The following is a 16619-nucleotide window of genomic DNA, read 5'->3' on the forward strand; positions in this document are numbered from 1 at the left end:
GCTAATCTTCAGGAGTCAGCGCGCAGGCGCGGAGGGGCTATAGCTCAGTTGGTTAGAGCGCATCCCTGATAAGGATGAGGCCACAGGTTCAAATCCTGTTAGCCCCACAGAGAATGAAGACCCCCAGGCCACGGCCTGGGGGTCTTCTTCGTTCGGCCGTTCGGGGGAGTCCCAGGTAACCGATCGGTATCGGTCGGTGTGTATTGTTGGCGACCAGAAGTCCCCAACGTCTACGAAAGACGAGGTCGCGCCGTGAAGAAGCTGCTCCTGGTCGCACTGGCCGCCATCGGCGGGCTCCTCGTGTACCGCCAGATCCAGGCGGACCGTGCCGAGCAGGACCTGTGGACGGAGGCAACCGACTCCGTGCCCTCTGGTTCCGGTGTGTGAGCCCCACGATTGATTCCATGAAGCCCCGGCTGCCGCTGCTGCCGGGGCTTCATGCTGTTCCGGGGCCGGCGCGGACCGGTCCGCCGCCGAGAAGTTCGGTTACGCAAAGATTTTGCTTGCTTTAGCGAATTCGGGCTGGGTGTGACGGTCCGGGTGCGCCGGGCCGAGGCCCACCGACGCTGCGGCGGAGGCGATTTCAGGCCCCTGTGGGTCGAAATCGGCCGGAACCGGACCGAGTTGGTCGAACACCTCGGCCGGTTCCCCGCCGGCGGGGCCGGGTGGGCAACTGGGCGGCCCCGGCAAGGGCCTTGCGCGCCCCTGTGGCGGTCCGGAAGCGGAAGCCGGGGTCCTGGTGCGGGAGGTTCGAGATCGCGCCCCACAGGGGCGCCGGGGCGCTTCCGGGGGCCTCGGAGCCCCGAACTGCTCCGCCGGGGGCCGCCCTTGCGCACGGAGATCCCGAAGCCGGACGGCCACCGGGGCGGCCGCCCGGTTCCGGTGGCCTCCGTCGGGATGCCGGCCGGTTCGGCGTCGGGCGTCGGGGTGGACGACGCCCTCCGCGTGCAGCGCCGCCGGCCGCGTGCGTGGGCACCGCCCTGGAGGAGGACCTCCGCTGCGACGTACGTGCCGCGGCGGTGGTCCCAGGTCTGCCGGACGGCGCCGGCGCCCGTCACCCGCGTGTGTCAGTTCTGGTGGGCCTCGTAGTGGGACACCGCCTCGGAGGTGCGGCCCGCCCCGTAGACCCGGAGGAACTCCGCCAGTTCCGGGTGGGTGGGGGCGAGGGTGTCCGCCGCCTCGATGATGTCGCCGGCCGCGGCGACCGAGCGCAGCAGCGACTGGATCTCGCGGACGACCCGCTTGACGGTGGGTGCGCCGGAACCGGTGCTGCTCTGGCCGCTGTTGCTGAGGACGGAGCCGCCCTGGGTGTTCTTGATCTCGTCCATCCGGTCGGTGGCCTCCGCGGCGCTCACGCTGCCGTCGGCCACCTGGCCCGCGAGGTCCTGGAGGGCCTGGACCCGCTGGACCACGGCCGGGTTGCCGATCTTGGCGCGCTGCCCGCTCATCAGCTGGGACAGCATCGGAGCCGAAAGCCCGAGCACGGCAGCGAGGCGGGCCTGGTTGAGACCGAGGTCATCTATGAGCCGCCGGAACAGCGCGCCGAGCGGCTCCCCGTACCAACTGCGCTGGAGTTCCCGGGCTCTGGCCGTGGCCTCCTGCTGTACTGCGTCCACTCTTCCTACTCCCCTTCGCTGGTGCGAACCTCGCGAGCATCTTACGGAGCGTGGTCGCGGGGCGGGAGTCCCTATCATTTTGCGGGATGCGGGGGTGCACCGGGTACTCTGTCCTGCGGAACGGACACTCCCTTCCGGGAGGCGTCCGCGTCCAGTTGCTCGGGGCCTTAGCTCAGTTGGTAGAGCGCTGCCTTTGCAAGGCAGATGTCAGGAGTTCGAATCTCCTAGGCTCCACTTCGGAAAGACCCCCTGACCAGCGTGAATGCTGGTCAGGGGGTCTTTTTTCGTGGTCCCCGGGGCCGCTTTCAGCGGCTGCGCGGGGCGCGCAGGAGGACGGCCGCGACGGCGGTGGCCGCCAGCAGGAGGGCCGCGCCGACGGCGAAGGCCAGGTGGTAGCCGGAGGTGAGGGCCTCGGGCCGGGCGGTCCCGGCGGCCGTCAGGGCTTCGGTGCGCGAGGCGGCCAGGGTGGACAGGACGGCGACGCCGAGGGCCATGCCGATCTGCTGGGTGGTGTTGAACAGGCCCGAGGCGAGCCCGGCGTCCCGCTCGCCGGCGCCGGACATCCCCAGCGCGGTGAGCGCGGGCAGGGCCAGGCCGAAGCCGGAGGCCAGCAGCATCACGGGCAGCAGGTCGGTGACGTAGTCGGCCCGGACCGGGAGGCGGGTCAGCAGGGCGAGGCCGGCGACCAGCAGGGCGAGGCCGGTGAGCAGGACGCGGCGCTCCCCGAAGCGGGCGGTCAGCCGCGCCGCGCCGCCGAGGGAGATCCCGCCGATGGCCAGGGCGGCCGGGAGCATCGCGAGGCCGGTCTCCGCCGCCCCGTAGCCCTGGACCTGCTGGAGGTAGAGGGCGACCAGGACCTGGAAGGAGAACAGCGCGGCCACCATCAGGACCTGGACCAGGTTGGCGCCGGCCACGGTGCGCGAGCGGAGGATCCGCAGGGGCATCAACGGGGTGCGGGCCTTGGCCTGGCGCAGGGCGAAGGCGGCGAGCAGGGCCGCGGAGAGGGCCCCGAGGCCGAGGGTGTGCGCGGAGGTCCAGCCGTACTCCTCGACCCGCACGACGGCGTAGATCCCGGTCATCAGTCCGGCGGTGACGAGCAGGGCGCCCGGTACGTCGGCCCCCGCGCGCAGTCCGAGCCCCCGGTCGGTGGGGAGCGCGGGCAGGGCCGCGAGCAGGGCGGCGATGCCGATGGGCAGGTTGATGAAGAAGATCCAGTGCCAGTCGAGGGCGTCGGTGAGGACCCCGCCGAGCACCTGGCCGAGGGAGGCCCCGGCCGCTCCGGTGAAGGAGAAGACGGCGATGGCCCGGGAGCGTTCGCGGGTCCCGGGGAAGAGGGTGACGAGGATCCCGAGACTGACGGCGGAGGCCATGGCGCTGCCCACGCCCTGGAGGAAGCGGGCGGCGATGAGCAGGGCGGGGGACCCGGCGAAGCCGGCGAGCAGGGAGGCGGCCGTGAAGACGGCGGTGCCCGCGAGGAACATGCGCCTGCGGCCGATTAGGTCGCCCAGCCGCCCGGCGAGGAGCAGCAGGCTGCCGAAGGCGATCAGGTAGGCGTTGACGACCCAGCTGAGGCCGGCGGGGCTGAAGCCGAGGTCGTCCTGGATGGCCGGCATGGCCACGGTGACGATGCTGCCGTCGAGGACGGTCATCAGCATGCCGGTCGAGAGCACGGCGAGGGCGGTCCGGCGCGAGCGGAGGCCGCGGGCCGGCGCGGTGGGGGAGCTCGGGACGGGGGTTTCCGTAACTGCGGTGGTCATGGGTCTCTCCGGTCGTCGGCGGGCCGTCAGGGAGTCATCGGCGAGCAGTAGTACGACCGTAGCAGATGGTTTCGTTGCAGACTATTTTCTTCGGATCGAATTGTTAGGCTGGTGCCATGACTGCGATGGGATCCACCCGGCCCGAGCCCGACCTGTCCTTCCTCCTGGACCGCACCAGCCACGTCCTGCGCACCCGGATGGCCGCGGCCCTCGGCGAGATCGGGCTGACCGCCCGCATGCACTGCGTCCTCGTGCACGCGCAGGAGGAGGAGCGCACACAGGCCCAGCTCGCCGAGATCGGCGACATGGACAAGACGACGATGGTCGTCACCGTCGACGCCCTGGAGAAGGCCGGACTGGCCGAGCGCAGGCCCTCCGCCAAGGACCGCAGGGCCCGGATCATCGCGGTCACCGAGAAGGGGGCCGCCGTCGCCGTGGAGAGCCGGCGGATCGTCGACGGGGTGCACGCCGAGGCCCTCGCGGACCTCGCCGAGGAGGACCGCGACTGCCTGCTGCGGGTCCTCGGCCGGCTCGCGGACGGGCCCCTGGCCGTCCCCGCCGAGAGCCCCCGCCCGGCCCGGCGGGCCCGGCAGCAGTAGCCGCGGGGGTCCCCCGTACGGCCCAGTCACCCGGCCGTACGGCTGACGGTGGACGACAGTGGGGAGAGGCCACGAGGCCAGGGGGCAACTGCACGCCGGAGGCGCACGCAATGGGACTCTTCGATTTCCTGAAGTCGGACAAGAAGAAGGAACACGAGGCCGCGGAGCAGGCGAAGCGGGAGATGGAGCGGCAGGGGCCCAAGACGGGCTCCGACATGGGCTCCAAGTACGCGGACTCCTACGCGGACGCCGCGGCGGCCACCAGGGCGGCCGCCGAGCGGATGAAGGCGGCGGCGCCGCCGGTGTCCAAGCCGATGGCGCCCGCGGCGCCGAGCCCCGCCTCGGCGGCCCACAAGGCCGTCCCGGTGTCGCCGAAGTCGGCGCCCGTGACGCCGAAGCCGGCGCGGGCCGCCAAGAAGCGCACGTACACCGTCAAGCCCGGCGACTCGCTCTCCGCGATCGCCCGCCGGGAGCTCGGCAACGAGGCCCGCTGGCGCGAGCTGTACGCCATGAACCGGGGGGTGGTCGGCTCCAACCCGGACCTCATCCGGCCGGGGATGGTGCTGACCCTCCCCGGCTAGCCCGCCCGGGGCGGCGCACGCACGAGGGGCCCGGATCCATCCGCGGATCCGGGCCCCTCGTGCGCGCGCCGCGCGTCAGGCGTTCGTGCCGCCGTTCGACTCGCGCTCCTTCTCCGCCAGTTCGTCGTCGAAGCTCGCCGGAGCGGCGTCCTGCGCGGACAGCTCGGTGGCAGCCGGGGGCTCCACCAGCCAGTCCGGGTTCGACTGCTGGTCCCACCACCTCCACGCCGCGTAGGCGCAGCCCGCGAGGAGCCCGACCAGCACGGCGCCCTTCACCCAGTGGCCGCACCGCTCCCGGCGCTCGTGCCGGCGCACCAGTCGCCGCACCTCGTCCGCCGACACCTGGCCGCGCAACGCCGCCAGGGCCGCCGTCGAGCGGGACGCGGCCTCCTCGGCCACCGGCCGGCTCGCCGCGAGGGCGCTCTCGAACCGCGGCGCCGTGTAGTCGACGGCGTGGCGGGCGGCGAGGCGGGTCTGCTGGGCGGCCTTCACGGCGGCGCGGTCCACGTTCGGGGGCACGTGCGTGCGCGCCGCCTGCATCGCCGGATAAAGGTGGTTGTCGTACGCCGCGCGCGCGTGCACCTGGGCCTGGCAGGCCGCGTGGGAGACCTTGGGCGCCAGCCGCTCGTTCGCCTCGTGCGCGTACTGCGCGGCGGCGTCCCTGGCGGTCTCTGCGTACGGCGCCACCACTTCCGCTGCGTGCTTCACGGCGTCCCTGGCGCTCTCGGCGGCCAGGCGCACGCTGTCCTTGCGGGTCACGGGATCCTCCTCCTCGGTGGCGGACACAGTTCACCTTTCCACCCTTTGTCGGATCATGCCTGCCATAGCGGCGCCCGCGCATGCGCGACAGGGCATACGGGTGGAGGATTTCCGCGGCCTTCCGCGCACCGTGGGAGGATCGGGCCCGACAGTGATGACTATGGAAGGCAGATCCGTGGCCGAGAAGCTCTACGCCACCCTGAAGACCAACCACGGCGACATCGAGATCGAGCTGCTGGAGAACTTCGCTCCGAAGACCGTCCGCAACTTCGTGGAGCTCGCCACGGGCGCGCGCGAGTGGACCCGTCCCACCGACGGCCAGAAGACCACGGCCCCGCTCTACGACGGCACCGTCTTCCACCGCGTCATCAGCGGCTTCATGATCCAGGGCGGCGACCCGCTCGGCAACGGCACCGGCGGGCCCGGCTACCAGTTCGCCGACGAGTTCCACCCCGACCTGGCCTTCACCAAGCCGTACCTGCTCGCCATGGCCAACGCCGGGCCGGGCACGAACGGCTCGCAGTTCTTCATCACGGTCGCGCCGACGGCCTGGCTGACCCGCAAGCACAGCATCTTCGGCGAGGTCACCGACGCCGCGAGCCGCAAGGTCGTCGACGCCATCGCCTCCGGCGCCACCAACCCGCGCACCGAGCGGCCGCTCGACGACGTGATCATCCAGTCGGTCTCCGTCGAGCGGCGCTGACCGCAGGGACGGCGGGGCGGGAACCTTCGGGCCCCGTCCGTCCGTACTCGATGTGTACCGGAGGGGCGGGGCACCGGCCCCGTCACGCCGCCGCCGATCGAGGGGACCGATGGACACCGACCGTCTGCCGGGCTGCTACCGCCACCCGGACCGCGACACGGGGATCAGCTGTACCCGCTGCGAGCGGCCCATCTGCCCGGAATGCATGATCAGCGCCTCGGTGGGCTTCCAGTGCCCCGAGTGCGTCCGGGCCGGCTCCGGCACCGGGCACTCCGCCGCGGCCAACGCCCCGCGCACGGTCGCGGGCGGCCTGGTGGCCGCCGACCCCCAGCTGGTCACCAAGATCCTCATCGGGATCAACGCGGCGGTGTTCCTCGCCGTCCTGGCGATGCCCGGGCTGGCCGTGAGCCTGGAGCTGCTCGGCCGTTACGTGGAGTACTACGGGGCCCCCGTGGAGGGGATCTCCACGGGCCAGTACCACCGGCTGCTGACCTCGGTGTTCCTGCACGTCGAGTGGTGGCACATCTTCGGCAACATGCTCGCCCTGTGGGTGATCGGCGGCCCGCTGGAGGCGGCCCTGGGCCGCACCCGCTACCTCGCCCTGTACCTGCTGTCCGGGCTGGGCGGCAGCGCCCTCGTCTACCTGCTGACCGAGCCGAACACCCCGACCCTCGGCGCCTCGGGCGCCGTCTGCGGCCTGCTCGGCGCCACGGTCGTCCTCGCCCGCCGGCTCCGCTACGAGATGCGGCCGGTGCTGGTCACCCTCGGGCTGATGCTGCTCATCACCTTCGTGCCGTTCGGCGGGCTCTCGGTGTCCTGGCAGGCGCACATCGGCGGCCTGGTGACCGGCGCGCTCGTCGCCCTGGGCCTGCTGGTGCCCGCCGCGGGCCGCAAGCGGGCGTTCGTCCAGACGGCGGCGTGCGCGGCGGTGTTCCTGCTGGCCGTGGCGCTGGTCGTCGTCCGGACAGCCGAACTCACCTGATCACACCGGCGTCAACTCTCCACAGAGTTATCCACAGATCTTCTGTCTTTTCCTCAGGTGTGGATGACGCTGTGGATAACTCATGGGGAGAGCTTGCGCCGCTGGGCTATCCGGGTATGGTGCCGGACGCTACTTCCACTGGGTGGAGACGCCGAAACCGGCCGCGATGAAGCCGAAGCCGACCACGATGTTCCAGTTGCCCAGCGCCTCCACCGGAAGCTGGGTGTCGGTCACGTAGAAGACCACGATCCACGCGAGGCCGATCAGGAAGAACGCCAGCATGACCGGGGCGACCCAGCTGCGGTTCGTCAGCCTGATCGCCTGCGGCTGCTTCGCCGGCGGCGGCGTGTAGTCGTCCTTCTTGCGGATACGTGACTTCGGCACGAGGGGCTCTCCTGTCGATGCGCTGGGGACCTTGCCTGCCCCGGGCGTCCGTTAGCGTAGTGGACCTCTGGCGTTGAAGGAGAAGGGTACGTTGAGCAATTCCGACGACTCCTCCACGGGTGCCCGCCGGCGGGCCAGGCCCGTCCGGCTGCTGACGGCCGCCGTCTTCGCCCTCGCCGGTCTCATCTTCGTCACCAGCTTCAACACCTCCAAGGGTACGAACATCCGGACGGACGCCTCGCTCCTGAAGCTGTCCGACCTCATCCACGAGCGCAGCGCCAAGAACGCCGAGCTGGAGAAGACCGCCGCCGCCGCGCGCGCCCAGGTGGACGCCCTCGCCGAGCGCGACAACGGCAGCACCAAGGCCGAGGAGGCCAAGCTCGCCGCCCTGCGCGCCGCCTCCGGCACCGAGGAGCTCACCGGCCGGGGCCTGACGGTCACCCTGAACGACGCGCCGCCGAACGCCACCGCACGCGTCCCCGGCGTCCCCGAACCGCAGCCCAACGACCTGGTGATCCACCAGCAGGACCTCCAGGCCGTGGTGAACGCGCTGTGGCTGGGCGGCGCCGAGGGCATCGAGGTCATGGGCCAGCGGCTGATCTCCACGAGCGCCGTGCGCTGCGTCGGCAACACGCTGATCCTCCAGGGCCGCGTGTACTCGCCCCCCTACAAGGTGTCCGCCGTCGGCGACCCGGCCGCCCTGCGCAAGGCCCTCAACAACTCCCCCGCCATCCAGAACTACCTGCTGTACGTCAACGCGTACGGGCTCGGCTGGAAGGTCGAGGAGGAGAAGCGGCTGACACTGCCCGCCTACTCCGGCACAGTGGACCTCCACTATGCGAAGCCGCTGGAGTCCGCCGCGCCCTGACGTCGTACTGCGCCTGGTGGTACGGACGTTCAGCGAGGTGTGCCTGACGGCCGGGACGCTGATCGTGCTGTTCACCGCGTACGTCCTGCTGTGGACCGGGGTCAAGGCGGACCGGGCCGCGGAGGCCGAGCGCGACCGGCTGCGCGACCGCTGGGCGGCGTCCGCCCCCGCCGCGGCCCCCGGCCCCGCGCCGGCCCCGGCACGGCCGGAGCAGGCGCCCTACGAGCCCGGGCGGGCCTTCGCCGAGCTGTACGTCCCCCGCTTCGGCAAGGACTGGAGCAGGCCCGTCCTGGAGGGCACCGACCCCGGACCGCTGAAGAAGGGGCTGGGCCACTACACCGGCTCGGCCCGCCCCGGCGGCGACGGGAACTTCGCGGTCGCCGGGCACCGGCGCACCTACGGCGACCCCTTCAAGGACATCCCCGAGCTGCGCCCCGGGGACACCGTGACCGTCCGGGACGCCACCGGCTGGTACACGTACACCGTCCGGGCCGCGCCGCTGCGGATCCTGCCCACCGAGACCGGGGTGGTCGCCCCGGTGCCCCGCCGGTCCCCCTTCGCCACCCCGGGCAAGTACCTCACCCTCACCACCTGCGATCCGGAATGGGGCCACAGCCACCGCCTGGTCGTGTGGGCGGAGCTCACCGGCACCCGGCCGGCCGGAGGCGGGTGATTGCCCCGCTGACCCCCGCTGCGGGGCCCCGGGCCCTTAGGCTGTTGCGGTACCGCCCCCGCGGTACGAGGAATGAACGTGGACGACGAAGGAAACGGACGCAATGTACGGCTGGATCTGGCGGCATCTGCCGGGCAACGCGTGGGTGCGCGCGCTGATCTCCCTCGTACTGGTCCTGGCGGTGGTGTTCGTGCTGTTCCAGTACGTTTTCCCGTGGGCCGAGCCGCTCCTTCCGTTCAACGACGTGACGGTGGACGAGGGATCGGGAGCCACTCCGTGAGCGCGCGCATTCTGGTTGTCGACAACTACGACAGCTTTGTCTTCAATCTGGTCCAGTACCTCTACCAGCTCGGCGCCGAGTGCGAGGTGCTGCGCAACGACGAGGTGGAGCTCGCGCACGCGCAGGACGGCTTCGACGGCGTCCTGCTCTCGCCCGGCCCCGGCACGCCGGAAGAGGCGGGCGTCTGCGTGGACATGGTGCGGCACTGCGCCGACACGGGCGTGCCGGTCTTCGGCGTCTGCCTCGGCATGCAGTCCATGGCGGTCGCCTACGGGGGCGTCGTGGACCGGGCCCCCGAGCTGCTGCACGGCAAGACCTCGCCCGTGGTCCACGAGGGCCTCGGCGTCTTCGCCGGCCTGCCGTCGCCCTTCACGGCGACCCGCTACCACTCGCTCGCGGCCGAGCCGGCGACCCTGCCGGACGTGCTGGAGGTGACCGCGCGCACCGAGGACGGGATCATCATGGGCCTGCGGCACCGGGAGCACGACGTGGAGGGGGTCCAGTTCCACCCCGAGTCGGTGCTGACCGAGTGGGGCCACCGGATGCTCGCGAACTGGCTCGTCCGCTGCGGTGACGCCGGAGCCGTCGAGCGGTCGGTGGGGCTGGCCCCGGTGGTGGGCAAGGCCGTCGCGTGACGGCGGTCGCGCCGTCCGCGCCCAGCGAGGGCCGGGCCGCGCGGCGCAGGGCAGCGCAGGAGGCCGCCAAGCGCTCGCACGCGCGCTCCCGCCGCGGCGGGAGCGGACGGGGCCGCAGGCGCGCCCGTCCGCGCTCAGGCGGGCCGGTGGTGGTGCTCAGCAGGGCCGTCGGCGAGCTGTTCATCACCGCCGGGGTGGTGATGCTGCTCTTCGTCACCTACCAGCTCTGGTACACCAACGTCCTCGCGGAGCGGGCGGCCGACGGGGCTGCGGGCTCGCTCCGGCAGACCTGGCAGACTCCCCCGGGCACGGGCGCCCCGCCGCCGGTGGCCGCCTTCGAGCCCGGCCAGGGCTTCGCCATCCTGCACATTCCGAAGCTGGACCTGAAGGTGCCGGTGGCCGAGGGGATCAGCAAGGCGAAGGTCCTCGACAAGGGGATGGCCGGCCACTACGGCGAGGGCGCGCTCAAGACGGCGATGCCGTCCGACCCCCAGGGCAACTTCGCGGTCGCCGGGCACCGCAACACCCACGGGGAACCGTTCCGCTACATCAACCGGCTGGTGCCGGGCGACGCGATCGTCGTGGAGACGCGGGACGCCTACTACACGTACCAGATGACCTCGTCGCTGCCGCAGACCTCGCCGGCGAACGTGGCGGTGATCAAGCCCGTACCGGAGGGCTCCGGGTTCACCGGGCCCGGCCGCTACATCACGCTCACGACCTGCACCCCGGAGTTCACCAGCACCTACCGGATGATCGTATGGGGCAGGATGACCGATGAGCGCCCCCGGAACCAGGGCGCCCCGCCCGCACTGACCAGCCCGTAAGGACGAACCCGCAGTGTCTCGTGCCCGCCGCCGCTCCGCACAGCCGCCCGCCGACCGCAGTGTGATCGCCGGGGCCCTGAGCCTGCTGGGCGAGCTCCTGATCACGGTGGGCCTGGTCCTGGGCCTGTTCGTGGCCTACTCCCTCTGGTGGACCAACGTCCTCGCCGACCGGCAGGCCTCGGCGCGCGGCGACGAGATCCGCCAGCGCTGGGGCAGCCCCTCGCCCTCGGCGGGCGGTTCCCCGCAGCCGGGAGCCCTGGACACCCAGGACGGGGTCGGCTTCCTGCACGTGCCCGCGATGAAGAACGGCGAGGTGCTGGTCAAGGAGGGCACGGCGCCGGAGGTGCTGAACGACGGCGTGGCCGGGTACTACCTGGACCCGGTGAAGTCGGCACTGCCCTGGGACGACAAGGGCAACTTCGCACTGGCCGCGCACCGCGACGGGCACGGGGCCAAGTTCCACAACATCGACAAGGTGAAGAACGGCGACGCGATCGTCTTCGAGACCAAGGACACCTGGTACGTCTACAAGGTCTTCGCCGAGCTGGCCCAGACCTCGAAGTACAACACGGACGTGATCAACCCCGTCCCGAAGCAGTCGGGCAAGACCGCCCCGGGCCGCTACATCACGCTGACGACCTGCACCCCGGTCTACACCTCGAAGTACCGCTACATCGTCTGGGGCGAACTGGTGCGGACGGAGAAGGTGGACGACAAGCGCACCAAGCCGGCGGAGCTGCGCTGACGGGGACGCCCCATGTTTCACGTGAAACGGCCCTGGCCCCCTTCCGAGAAGGGGGCCAGGGCCGTTCGCGATGCTGCTCGGCCGGCGACCGGCCGCTAGCGGCGGCCGCCGCCGGTGAGGCCGCCGAACCAGCCTCCGCCCTGCTGGCCGCCGTCCTGCGGCTGGTTGGGATTGGCCATCGTCCGGACGTTGACGACCGTGCCCGCCGGGACCGGCTGGGCGACAGCGGGCTCGGAGGTCACGATCACGGCGCTGTCGTCCGTCGGCCCGCCCAGCACCGCCCCGAAGGCCAGGTTGGCCGCCTTGAGGGTGTTCTTGGCCTGGAGCACGGTCTGGCCGGCCAGCTGCGGGACCACGGTCGGTGCCGCGGAGGCCTTGGAGATGCTGACGTTGACCGGGGTGTCCTTGGGGAGCTGCGTCCCGGGTTCCTGCTGCTGCGCGACGATCGTCTTCGGCGCGGCTCCGGGCTGGTCGACCTCCGTGGTGCTGCCGAGCTTCAGCTTGGCGTCCTGGAGGGCCTTGACCGCCTGCTCCTTGGTCATGCCCTTGAGGTCCGGGACGATGCCCTTGGCGACTTCCTTGGCGACCTGGAGGGTGATGACCGAACCCTGCTCGGCCTGGCTGCCGCTCTTGGGGTTCTGGTCCACCACGGTGCCGGGAGCGGCGGTGTCGGACTCGACGAGCTTCTTCTCGACCTGGAACTTCTTCGACTTCAGGTTCGACTCGGCGTCCTCGAACTTCATCCGCGTGACGTCGGGGACCGCGACCTTGAGGGGGCCCGAGGACACCTTGACCTTGACCGTGGTGCCCTTGTCGACCTTGGTGTCGGGTGCCGGGTTCTGCGAGCAGATGTTGCCCTTGGGCTCCGCGCAGGGCTCCTCGGCCTCCTTCTCCAAGCCGAGGCCCATGTTCTTGGCACTGCCCTGGGCCTGCTCGAAGGTCTGGCCGACGAGCTTGGGCACGGCGGGCCGGTTGTCCGCGGTGCTGTTGAAGAGGGTCTTGCCGATCAGGATCGCGCCGACCAGGACGAGGACGGCGGCGACCGCCAGCAGGATCGTCGAGGCCCGGCTCTTCTTCTGCTGGCGGCGGCCGTGACCCTGGTCGTAGCCGCCGTGGCCCTGGTTCTCGTACGCGTAACCGTCGCCGCCCCCGGGGGGCATCGGCGGCATCATCGAGGTCTGGCCGGAGTCCGGGGAGCGCAGGGCGGTGGTGGGCTGGTCGTAGCCCTGGTGCCCGTAGCCGCCCTGGTCGGGGTAGCCGTAGCCGGCGGCGCCCATGGCGGCGGTCGCGGCGACGGGCTGGCCCTCGAGGCAGGCCTCGATGTCGGCCCGCATCTCGTCCGCGGACTGGTAGCGGTAGTCGGGGTCCTTGACCAGGGCCTTGAGGACGATGGCGTCCATCACCGGCGTGATCTCGGGGTCGAAGTTCGACGGGGGCTGGGGCTCCTCGCGCACGTGCTGGTACGCGACGGCCACCGGGGAGTCGCCGACGAACGGGGGGCGGACGCACAGCAGCTCGTAGAGCAGGCAGCCCGCGGAGTAGAGGTCGGAGCGCGCGTCGACCTGCTCGCCCTTGGCCTGCTCCGGGGAGAGGTACTGGGCGGTGCCGATCACGGCGGCCGTCTGCGTCATGGTCATGCCGGAGTCGCCCATGGCCCGGGCGATGCCGAAGTCCATGACCTTGACCTGGCCCGTCCGGGTGAGCATCACGTTGGCGGGCTTGATGTCGCGGTGGACGATCCCGGCGCGGTGCGAGTACTCCAGGGCCTGGAGGATGCCGATGCACATCTCCAGCGTGCGCTCGGGGAGCAGCTTGCGGCCGGAGTGCAGCAGCTCGCGCAGGGTCGAGCCGTCGACGTACTCCATCACGATGTACGGGATGGAGATGTTGTCGACGTAGTCCTCGCCGGTGTCGTACACGGCGACGATCGCCGGGTGGTTCAGCGAGGCGGCCGACTGGGCCTCACGGCGGAACCGGGCCTGGAAGGACGGGTCACGGGCGAGGTCGGCACGCAGGGTCTTGACGGCTACGGTACGGCCGAGCCGGGTGTCGTGGCCGAGGTAGACCTCGGCCATGCCACCGCGGCCGAGCACGTGGCTCAGCTCGTACCGGCCGCCGAGGCGACGCGGCTCTTCCATAACGTTCCAGCCCTCTCCGTCAGTCCCGACCGCACCGGTGTGTGGTCCGGCGGTGTGCTGTTCGCGGCAAGGCTACCGGCCGATCGTCAGTGATCGGTTCGTGACCACAGGCTGATATCGGACCGGTACCGAGCGCTCGGATCCTGTCTCCGCTTCTCATCCCTTGTTCTTCAGGACGGCTTCCATGACGGCCTTCGCGACCGGCGCGGCCAGGCCGCCGCCGCTGATGTCCTCGCGGTCGGCGGCGCTGTCCTCGATGACGACGGCGACGGCGACGGGCGAGCTGCCGTCGGGAAGCTCGGCGTAGGAGATGAACCAGGCGTAGGGGCGCTTGGCGTTCTTCTCGCCGTGCTGGGCGGTACCGGTCTTGCCGCCTACCTTGACGCCCTTGATCTGGGCCTTGGTTCCCGTGCCGTTCTCGACGACGTTCACCATCATCTGCTGGACCTTCTGCGCGTTCGCCGCGCTGAGGGGCTTGCTCATCTCGGACGGCTCGTGCTTCTCGATGGTGTCGAGGCCGGGCGCGGTGAGCTGGTCGACCATGTACGGCTTCATCAGCTTGCCGTCGTTGGCGATGGCGGCGGTGACCATGGCCATCTGGAGCGGGGTGGCCGCGGTGTTGAACTGGCCGATGGAGCTCTGCGCGTTGCCGTCGCGGCCCATGGTCTTGTCGTAGACGCTGGCGAAGGCGCGGACCGGGGTGTCGATCTTGTCGTTGTTGAAGCCGAACTTCTGGGCGACGTCGACCATCTTGTCGCGGCCGACCTTGTCGCCCAGGTTCGCGAAGACCGAGTTGCAGGAGACCTTCAGCGCGTCGTTCAGGCTCGCCTTCTCGCAGCCGGCCGCGTGGTTGACCATCGGGGTCTTCGTGCCGGGCAGGATGTACGGCTCGGGGGTGTCCGTCGGCGCGTTGATGTCGGTGACCACGCCGTTCTCCAGCGCGGCGGCGGCCGTGACCACCTTGAAGGTGGAGCCCGGCGGGTAGGTCTCGCGCAGGGCGCGGTTGACGAGCTTCTTGTCCTCGGAGTCCTTCAGCTCGACCCAGGCCTTCTCGTCGGCCTTGGAGTTGCCGGCGAAGGTGGACGGGTCGTACGAGGGGGTGCTGACCAGGGCCAGGATGGCGCCGGTGCGCGGGTCGATCGCGGCGACCGCGCCCTTCTTGGTGCCGAGCTGGTCGAAGGCGGCCTTCTGCGCGGTGGGGTTCAGCGTGGTGATGACGTTGCCGCCGCGCTTCTTCTCGCCGGTGAACATGCCGATGGTGCGGTCGAAGAAGAGCCGGTCGTCGTTGCCGGTGAGGATGCCGTCGTCCAGGGACTCCAGCTGGGTGGAGCCGAAGGCCTGCGAGGCGTAGCCGGTGACGGGCGCCCACAGGGGGCCGTCGAGGTAGGTCCGCTTGTACTTGTAGTCGCTGCCCGGGGTGACGGCGGACCCGGTGATCGGCTGGCCGCCCTGGACGATGATGTTGCCGCGCTCGGTGGCGTACTGGGCGATCTGGACCCGGCGGTTCTCCTTGCGCGTGCTGAGGTCCTCGGCCTGGACGTACTGCAGCCAGTTGGTCCGGATCAGCAGGGCGAGGACGAGCAGCCCGCAGAACAGCGAGATGCGGCGCAGGGGCTTGTTCATGACGGGCGGACCACCTGGGTCATCTCGGAGTCGGGGGACGGGGCGGGGGCCGGGGCAGGTCGGCGTGCGGTGTCGCTGATCCGGATGAGGATGGCGATGAGGACCCAGTTCGCCAGGACGGAGGAACCGCCGGAGGCGAGGAAGGGCATGGTCATGCCGGTGAGGGGGATGAGGCCCATGACTCCGCCGGCGACGACGAAGATCTGGAGGGCGAAGGCGCCGGAGAGCCCGATGGCGAACAGCTTGCCGAAGGGGTCTCGGGCGGCGAGGGCGGTGCGGACGCCCCGCTCGATGATCAGGCCGTAGAGCAGCAGGAAGGCCATGACGCCGGTCAGGCCGAGCTCCTCGCCGACGGTGGAGAAGATGAAGTCGGAGTTCGCGGCGAAGCCGATCAGGTCCGAGTTGCCCTGGCCCCAGCCGGTGCCGAGCACCCCGCCGGAACCGAAGCTCATGATCGACTGGCCGACCTGCTCGCAGGCGCCGGACGTGGAGTAGCAGGCGAAGGGGTCGAGCCAGGCGGTGACGCGGGCCTTCACGTGGCTGGCCGTGGCGCCGACGACGGTGGCGCCGCCGACCGACATGAGCAGGCCGATGACGATCCAGCTGGTCCGCTCGGTGGCCACGTACAGCATGATCACGAACATGCCGAAGAACAGCAGCGAGGTGCCGAGGTCGTTCTCGAAGACGAGGACGAGGAGGCTCATCGCCCAGATCATCAGGATCGGGCCGAGGTCGCGGCCGCGCGGCAGGTAGAGGCCCATGAAGCGGCGGCTGGCCAGGGCCAGCGCGTCGCGCTTCACCATGAGGTACCCCGCGAAGAAGATCGCGATGACGATCTTCGCGAACTCGCCGGGCTGGATCGAGAAGCCGCCGACGCTGATCCAGATCTTGGCGCCGAAGACGTCCGCGCCCAGACCCGGGATGACGGGCAGGATCAGCAGGACCAGGGCGCCGGCCATCGAGATGTACGTGAACCGCTGGAGCACGCGGTGGTCCTTGAGGACCAGCAGCACGACGGCGAACAGGGCGAGGGCGAGCCCCGTGTACATCATCTGGCGCGGAGCGGACTCCGAGAAGTTGCCGAAGCTGCGCTTGGCGAGGTTCTGCAGCCGCTCGGACTGGTCCAGACGCCAGATCAGGACGACGCCGAGGCCGTTGAGTAGCGTCGCGATCGGCAGCAGCAGCGGGTCGGCGTACTTGGCGTACCGGCGTACGACGAGGTGGCCGACGCCCGCGAGGACGGCGAAGCCGAGTCCGTAGAGCAGCATGCCCGGGGGCAGCTCGCCGTGGATCGACAGGCCCACGTTGGCGTAGGCGAAGATCGGGATGACCACGGCGAAGGCGAGCAGCAGGAGCTCGGTGTTCCGTCGGCTCGGCGCCTCGATGGCGCCGATGGTGGTGGTGTTGGTGACAACGCTCATGGTGTGGCAGGCCCCCTGTGCCCGCGTA

17 protein-coding genes, 2 tRNA genes and 1 pseudogene are annotated in these 16619 nt (G+C 70.9%); 13 read left to right on the plus strand and 7 right to left on the minus strand.

Translation table 11 applies throughout. From position 1 onward, the window contains the following. The first annotated feature begins 33 nt into the window (after nucleotides 1–33). Together ACIPW5_RS18125 and ACIPW5_RS18130 are read left to right on the plus strand one after the other, a co-directional pair. Nucleotides 34–107, plus strand: a tRNA-Ile gene (locus ACIPW5_RS18125). A gap of 145 nt (nucleotides 108–252) precedes the next feature. Beyond that, entirely contained in the window at nucleotides 253–387 is a 135-nt protein-coding gene (locus tag ACIPW5_RS18130; protein ID WP_208809277.1) for a DLW-39 family protein, read from the plus strand. Between the two features lie 680 nt (nucleotides 388–1067). On the opposite strand, the gene ACIPW5_RS18135 is transcribed toward ACIPW5_RS18130, so the two are convergent. Continuing rightward, on the minus strand, nucleotides 1068–1616 hold the full coding sequence (locus tag ACIPW5_RS18135) for a helix-turn-helix domain-containing protein (RefSeq protein ID WP_401245730.1): 549 nt from the start codon (nucleotides 1614–1616) through the stop codon (nucleotides 1068–1070). Between the two features lie 161 nt (nucleotides 1617–1777). On the opposite strand from ACIPW5_RS18135, the gene ACIPW5_RS18140 reads away from it, so the two are divergent. Beyond that, nucleotides 1778–1850 (plus strand) — tRNA-Ala (locus ACIPW5_RS18140). A gap of 71 nt (nucleotides 1851–1921) precedes the next feature. Here the strand turns inward: ACIPW5_RS18140 and ACIPW5_RS18145 are convergent. Then, nucleotides 1922–3373 carry an MFS transporter gene (locus tag ACIPW5_RS18145; RefSeq protein ID WP_401245732.1) on the minus strand — a complete coding sequence of 484 codons (1452 nt, stop codon included), beginning with the start codon at nucleotides 3371–3373 and terminating at the stop codon, nucleotides 1922–1924. Between the two features lie 116 nt (nucleotides 3374–3489). Between ACIPW5_RS18145 and ACIPW5_RS18150 the strand changes: the two genes are divergently transcribed. Together ACIPW5_RS18150 and ACIPW5_RS18155 are read left to right on the plus strand one after the other, a co-directional pair. Then, the gene (locus ACIPW5_RS18150) at nucleotides 3490–3972 is read left to right on the plus strand and encodes a MarR family winged helix-turn-helix transcriptional regulator (RefSeq protein WP_401245734.1); all 483 of its coding nucleotides are present in this window, start codon (nucleotides 3490–3492) and stop codon (nucleotides 3970–3972) included. Between the two features lie 110 nt (nucleotides 3973–4082). Next, nucleotides 4083–4553: a LysM peptidoglycan-binding domain-containing protein gene (locus ACIPW5_RS18155; RefSeq protein ID WP_401245736.1), complete on the plus strand. Its 471-nt coding sequence runs from the start codon at nucleotides 4083–4085 to the stop codon at nucleotides 4551–4553. 75 nt (nucleotides 4554–4628) lie between these two features. On the opposite strand, the gene ACIPW5_RS18160 is transcribed toward ACIPW5_RS18155, so the two are convergent. Next, nucleotides 4629–5312 (minus strand): DUF5324 family protein, encoded by a 684-nt coding sequence (locus ACIPW5_RS18160; protein ID WP_401245737.1) that lies wholly within the window; start codon nucleotides 5310–5312, stop codon nucleotides 4629–4631. 175 nt (nucleotides 5313–5487) lie between these two features. Between ACIPW5_RS18160 and ACIPW5_RS18165 the strand changes: the two genes are divergently transcribed. Both ACIPW5_RS18165 and ACIPW5_RS18170 read left to right on the plus strand, forming a co-directional pair. After that, nucleotides 5488–6015, plus strand: a complete 528-nt coding sequence (locus tag ACIPW5_RS18165; protein WP_401245820.1) for a peptidylprolyl isomerase — start codon at nucleotides 5488–5490, stop codon at nucleotides 6013–6015. A 109-nt stretch (nucleotides 6016–6124) separates the two neighbouring features. Further along, nucleotides 6125–6997 (plus strand): rhomboid family intramembrane serine protease, encoded by an 873-nt coding sequence (locus ACIPW5_RS18170; protein WP_401245739.1) that lies wholly within the window; start codon nucleotides 6125–6127, stop codon nucleotides 6995–6997. Between the two features lie 129 nt (nucleotides 6998–7126). Here the strand turns inward: ACIPW5_RS18170 and crgA are convergent, their stop codons facing one another. Continuing rightward, the gene (crgA, locus tag ACIPW5_RS18175) at nucleotides 7127–7381 is read right to left on the minus strand and encodes a cell division protein CrgA (RefSeq protein ID WP_401245741.1); all 255 of its coding nucleotides are present in this window, start codon (nucleotides 7379–7381) and stop codon (nucleotides 7127–7129) included. Between the two features lie 91 nt (nucleotides 7382–7472). Here crgA and ACIPW5_RS18180 point away from each other — a divergent pair, with 91 nt between their 5' ends. From ACIPW5_RS18180 to ACIPW5_RS18205, 6 genes and pseudogenes are all read left to right on the plus strand, one after another. Then, on the plus strand, nucleotides 7473–8249 hold the full coding sequence (locus ACIPW5_RS18180; protein ID WP_401245742.1) for a DUF881 domain-containing protein: 777 nt from the start codon (nucleotides 7473–7475) through the stop codon (nucleotides 8247–8249). Then, on the plus strand, nucleotides 8218–8922 hold the full coding sequence (locus tag ACIPW5_RS18185) for a class E sortase (protein WP_401245744.1): 705 nt from the start codon (nucleotides 8218–8220) through the stop codon (nucleotides 8920–8922). The genes ACIPW5_RS18180 and ACIPW5_RS18185 overlap by 32 nt, the downstream gene beginning before the upstream one ends. A 103-nt stretch (nucleotides 8923–9025) precedes the next feature. Then, entirely contained in the window at nucleotides 9026–9202 is a 177-nt protein-coding gene (locus ACIPW5_RS18190; RefSeq protein ID WP_030011120.1) for a hypothetical protein, read from the plus strand. After that, entirely contained in the window at nucleotides 9199–9837 is a 639-nt protein-coding gene (locus ACIPW5_RS18195; protein ID WP_125595746.1) for an aminodeoxychorismate/anthranilate synthase component II, read from the plus strand. Before ACIPW5_RS18190 ends, ACIPW5_RS18195 begins: the two co-directional genes overlap by 4 nt. Nucleotides 9838–9986: 149 nt before the next feature. Beyond that, nucleotides 9987–10664, plus strand: a pseudogene (locus ACIPW5_RS18200) (class E sortase); the annotation flags it as partial. 13 nt (nucleotides 10665–10677) lie between these two features. Further along, entirely contained in the window at nucleotides 10678–11409 is a 732-nt protein-coding gene (locus ACIPW5_RS18205; RefSeq protein WP_401245746.1) for a class E sortase, read from the plus strand. A 95-nt stretch (nucleotides 11410–11504) separates the two neighbouring features. Here the strand turns inward: ACIPW5_RS18205 and pknB are convergent, their stop codons facing one another. The 3 genes from pknB to ACIPW5_RS18220 form a co-directional block, all read right to left on the minus strand. Further along, nucleotides 11505–13547 (minus strand): Stk1 family PASTA domain-containing Ser/Thr kinase, encoded by a 2043-nt coding sequence (gene pknB / locus ACIPW5_RS18210; protein WP_401245748.1) that lies wholly within the window; start codon nucleotides 13545–13547, stop codon nucleotides 11505–11507. A 156-nt stretch (nucleotides 13548–13703) separates the two neighbouring features. Next, nucleotides 13704–15170 carry a peptidoglycan D,D-transpeptidase FtsI family protein gene (locus ACIPW5_RS18215; protein WP_401245750.1) on the minus strand — a complete coding sequence of 489 codons (1467 nt, stop codon included), beginning with the start codon at nucleotides 15168–15170 and terminating at the stop codon, nucleotides 13704–13706. Beyond that, the gene (locus ACIPW5_RS18220) at nucleotides 15167–16591 is read right to left on the minus strand and encodes an FtsW/RodA/SpoVE family cell cycle protein (RefSeq protein ID WP_401245752.1); all 1425 of its coding nucleotides are present in this window, start codon (nucleotides 16589–16591) and stop codon (nucleotides 15167–15169) included. Before ACIPW5_RS18220 ends, ACIPW5_RS18215 begins: the two co-directional genes overlap by 4 nt. Nucleotides 16592–16619: the final 28 nt, after the last annotated feature.

Origin of the sequence: Streptomyces sp. NPDC090077 (genome assembly GCF_044747545.1) — a bacterium.
Lineage (GTDB): Bacteria > Actinomycetota > Actinomycetes > Streptomycetales > Streptomycetaceae > Streptomyces.

Excerpts from the sequence above, each read along its gene's own strand:
- ACIPW5_RS18185 (WP_401245744.1), top strand. The coding sequence starts at position 8,218 with ATGCGAAGCCGCTGGAGTCCGCCGCGCCCTGACGTCGTACTGCGCCTG.
- ACIPW5_RS18190 (WP_030011120.1), top strand. The coding sequence starts at position 9,026 with ATGTACGGCTGGATCTGGCGGCATCTGCCGGGCAACGCGTGGGTGCGC.
- ACIPW5_RS18220 (WP_401245752.1), bottom strand. The coding sequence starts at position 16,591 with ATGAGCGTTGTCACCAACACCACCACCATCGGCGCCATCGAGGCGCCG.
- pknB (WP_401245748.1), bottom strand. The coding sequence starts at position 13,547 with ATGGAAGAGCCGCGTCGCCTCGGCGGCCGGTACGAGCTGAGCCACGTG.
- ACIPW5_RS18145 (WP_401245732.1), bottom strand. The coding sequence starts at position 3,373 with ATGACCACCGCAGTTACGGAAACCCCCGTCCCGAGCTCCCCCACCGCG.
- ACIPW5_RS18150 (WP_401245734.1), top strand. The coding sequence starts at position 3,490 with ATGACTGCGATGGGATCCACCCGGCCCGAGCCCGACCTGTCCTTCCTC.
- ACIPW5_RS18215 (WP_401245750.1), bottom strand. The coding sequence starts at position 15,170 with ATGAACAAGCCCCTGCGCCGCATCTCGCTGTTCTGCGGGCTGCTCGTC.
- ACIPW5_RS18155 (WP_401245736.1), top strand. The coding sequence starts at position 4,083 with ATGGGACTCTTCGATTTCCTGAAGTCGGACAAGAAGAAGGAACACGAG.
- ACIPW5_RS18170 (WP_401245739.1), top strand. The coding sequence starts at position 6,125 with ATGGACACCGACCGTCTGCCGGGCTGCTACCGCCACCCGGACCGCGAC.